Annotated in this window: 4 protein-coding genes; 3 read left to right on the top strand and 1 reads right to left on the bottom strand. The window is 56.9% G+C overall.

All coding sequences use genetic code 11. From position 1 onward, the window contains the following. Both AC1XOS_RS21125 and AC1XOS_RS21120 read left to right on the top strand, forming a co-directional pair. Positions 1-215: acetylxylan esterase (locus AC1XOS_RS21125; RefSeq protein ID WP_481964188.1), on the top strand; the 215-nt coding region annotated here is incomplete at its 5' end. A 24-nt stretch (positions 216-239) separates the two neighbouring features. Further along, positions 240-1244, top strand: a complete 1005-nt coding sequence (locus tag AC1XOS_RS21120) for a 2-hydroxyacid dehydrogenase (protein WP_481964187.1) — start codon at positions 240-242, stop codon at positions 1242-1244. Positions 1245-1338: 94 nt separating this feature from the next. On the opposite strand, the gene AC1XOS_RS21115 is transcribed toward AC1XOS_RS21120, so the two are convergent. Further along, positions 1339-2529: an acyltransferase family protein gene (locus AC1XOS_RS21115; RefSeq protein ID WP_481964186.1), complete on the bottom strand. Its 1191-nt coding sequence runs from the start codon at positions 2527-2529 to the stop codon at positions 1339-1341. A 161-nt stretch (positions 2530-2690) separates the two neighbouring features. On the opposite strand from AC1XOS_RS21115, the gene AC1XOS_RS21110 reads away from it, so the two are divergent. Then, positions 2691-3548: a sugar phosphate isomerase/epimerase family protein gene (locus tag AC1XOS_RS21110; RefSeq protein ID WP_481964185.1), complete on the top strand. Its 858-nt coding sequence runs from the start codon at positions 2691-2693 to the stop codon at positions 3546-3548. Positions 3549-3565: the final 17 nt, after the last annotated feature.

Below are 3565 nucleotides of genomic sequence, written 5' to 3'. Positions count from 1 at the left end.
TGGGCTATATTGACAACCAGCACTTGGCGGCTAGAATTCGCGCCGACGTGCTAATGCCCATCGGCCTCATGGACACGATCTGTCCTCCCAGCACCCAGTTTGCCGCTTACAACAAGATCACCAGCAAGAAAAACCTCGTCCTCTACCCCGACTTCGGCCACGAGGGCCTGCCGGGCTGCAACGACATTGTTTTTGATTTTATGAGCGATCTTTAGAGAAACCGTTAGGACACTTTTAAAATGCTTTCCCTCTCGTTCTACGACACAAAGCCCTACGACCGCGAGTACTTCGAAAAGGTGACTGGTATCGAAAACCTCAAGGTCACGTTTCATGAGTTTCGCCTCACCACCGAGACCGCTAGCAGCGCAGAGGGAGCACAAGCCGTCTGTGTGTTCGTCAACGATCTGCTGGATGCCCCGTGTCTCAAGCAGCTCTACGACCGAGGAGTCCGGCTCGTGACACTTCGCTGTGCAGGCTTCAATAACGTGGATCTCATGGCGGCAAAGGCGCTGGGCATGGTCGTCACACGGGTGCCTGCCTACTCGCCCTATGCCGTCGCGGAGCACACCGTGGCGCTCTTGCTGGCACTTAACCGAAAAATCCATCGTGCCTATAACCGCGTCCGTGAGCATAATTTTTCTCTCAACGGGCTGGTGGGCTTTGATCTGCACGGCAAGACCGTCGGGATTGTCGGCACAGGCAAGATCGGGCGTGTCGCAGCACAGATTTTCCGAGGGTTCGGCACCGAAGTGCTCGCCTACGACCCCTCCCCGTCCTTGGAGTGGGCGGCCGAACACCGCATTGGCTATGTGGACTTCTCCACCCTGCTTTCCAAAAGCGATATTATCTCGCTGCATCTGCCCCTGACACCCGAGTCGCGCTATCTGCTCAATACGGAGACGCTGGCCCAACTGAAGCCAGGAGCCTATCTAATCAACACCAGTCGAGGCAAGCTTGTGGAGACCAAGGCTCTCATCAATATGCTCAAAGCGGGCACGTTAGGGGGGGTGGCGCTGGATGTCTACGAGGCTGAGGAAGGCTTGTTCTTCGAGGACTACTCCAGCGAGGTACTCCAAGACGACGAGATCTCCCGCCTTTTGACATTCCCCAACGTGCTCATTACGTCCCACCAAGGGTTTCTCACCCAGGAAGCACTGGGCGAGATTGCACGGGTGACAGCAACCAACTTACTCTCTTTTGCCGAGGGCAAGCCCCTGCTGCCAGGCTCGACTCTCTCTCCGTGATCGGGGCTCGCCGAGCCCCGAGAATGTCGCGGCGCTCAAGGCAAGTGGCCTCAGACTAGGAATCTATCAGCACTCAGTTTGCGGTCAACAACAATCATGAGATCATCTTTGATTTTATGAGCGAGCTCTGAGGTTTGGGCTTTCGAAACTGCTGTGGAGCCTCGACCAGGCGATAAAAAACCCGCCCTGCGATCACCAAAAACGGCAGAATGACGAAGAGCGCGACGGCAAATGTGGCGGTGGGGGAGAGTCCAAGAAGCGACAGCTTGCTGGAGATAAGCTGAAACAAGGGCAAGTGTACCAGGTAAACGCTAAAGGAGATCGTCCCGAACCCTTTGAGCGCACGAGCGGGAAGCTGTGAGAGCCAAGGTGCCTCGCTCATTCGGCCAACCTCGATGATAATCAGAGCAAACGTGATTCCCCAGAGCTGGTCAAACCAGCAACCAAAGATTGGGCCAAACTGCGGCGGCGCTTGTGAGATCAGTAGGAGATTTAGAGTCATCAGGCCCAGCGCAAAGAGAGCAAAGCTAGGGACAGGGGCGTTTCTTTGGCGAGCCACCAGCAGCGCGGCCCCCATGCCACAGACAAACTCAAAAAGGCGTCCGGGGAGTGCGTAGTAGGTCGCCACACCGATGGCAAAGTCCGGCAGGCTCTCCGAGAGCTTGGGATGAAGCTCGTGCATGAGTGTCTGCCACAAGAGTGCCAGAACCAACGTCGCTCCCAAGGTCTTGTGCAGACCAACGCGGCGCATGAGCAGGATCATGAGCGGAAACGCAGCGTAGAGCTGGACTTCTAACCCAAGCGACCAGAAGGCAATATTGCTCGTCGTCACGGTCTGTGGGAAGCAGTTCTGGAGACACAAAAGATGGACTGGAATGTCCCACCAGACGGTTGGCCTCTGTAGCAGTGACGGTGCTAGATAAGACAGAGTGCAAAACAAGGCAAGCGCCACATAGTATGGTGGCAAGATGCGCTGTGCACGCTTTCGGATAAATTCCTTGAGATTTAGAGGCACAGAGCTTAGAGATCCACTACGGACCAGTGGCCACATCAAACAAAAACCTGAGAGTACCAAAAAGAGATGAACACCCAAGTATCCCCACCGGGCCGCGCCCCGAATCACACTCACGGCAGGTTCTAAGAGTGGCCCAACCTGAGGAAGGGGAGGAAGTAGCTCGTGCTCATGATGGATCAATACCAGCAAGCATGCCAAGCCACGCAAGAGATCAATAAATTCCAGTCGTGAAGGAGCCTTTGATGCCTGAACAGGCATTTCTTGAGACATATCTTAGATTGTCGGAGAGGGATTGAGACAAGCCGATAGATTCCCCAAAAACAGGTATTCCTTCGGGGACTGACTTAGGAGGCTAACTTGTCGTATACTAAAACAGCAAAAGTGAGAGTACCAGTATCCGGCTCTTGCACATTACCAAGGTTAGGAAAACAATGATTTCAGTAGGATTTCGGATTCCGGGGGCGCTAGGGCGCATCCCCTTTGCAGAGATGGCGGCTTGGGCCGCTGAGAGTGGCTTTGGCTCCATTGATGTGGGTTCGCCAAACCCAGAGAATGTTGCGGCGCTCAAGGCAAGTGGCCTCGGGCTCGGGACATGCGATCTGGGCGGCACGCGTGAGCTGCTCTCGCCCGATGAAGCGGTGCAGAAGCAGGGCATTGAGACCTGTAGCAACGCTCTGGAGGCCATGGCGGCGCAGGGCTTTACCAAGGCCTTCACCACCTTCAACCCGCCCGACAGCAGCCAGAGCCGCCGCGTGAGCCTGGAGAACTGGAGCAAGAGCTTCCCCGAAGTGGCAAAAGTCGCGGCGCGGGTAGGCGTGCGAATCGCCGTGGAGGGCTGGCCGGGGCCCAACAACAATGCTTTAGGCGTGACTCCCGAGACACTCCGCGCGATGTTTGCCGTCGTCCCTGGTGAGGAGTTTGGGATCAACTACGACCCTAGCCACCTCGTGCGTATCGGCGTGGACTACCAGAGGTTTCTGCGTGAGTTCGGGGGCCGTGCGATCCATGCGCACGGCAAAGACACCCAGCTCGACGGCGACGGTGCCTATCTCTATGGCAATCTAGGGCCTAGCCTCGACCGCCCGGTGCACTGCGGCGGCGGCGACTGGCGCTACTGCATCCCCGGCGAGGGCGTCGTCAACTGGGCCTGGGTTCTCGGTGAGCTTCAGCGCCACGGCTTCGACGACACCATTGCGATTGAGCTGGAGGACTTCCGCTACAACGGCAGTGTCGAGGGCGACAAGCTCGGCCTGATCCGCGCCAAAGCCAATCTCACGCCTTATCTCTAAACGCCCCATCGCCGCCG

The sequence above is a fragment of the Armatimonas sp. genome, assembly GCF_964826245.1.
This window is presented reverse-complemented; position numbering and strand designations above follow the sequence as displayed.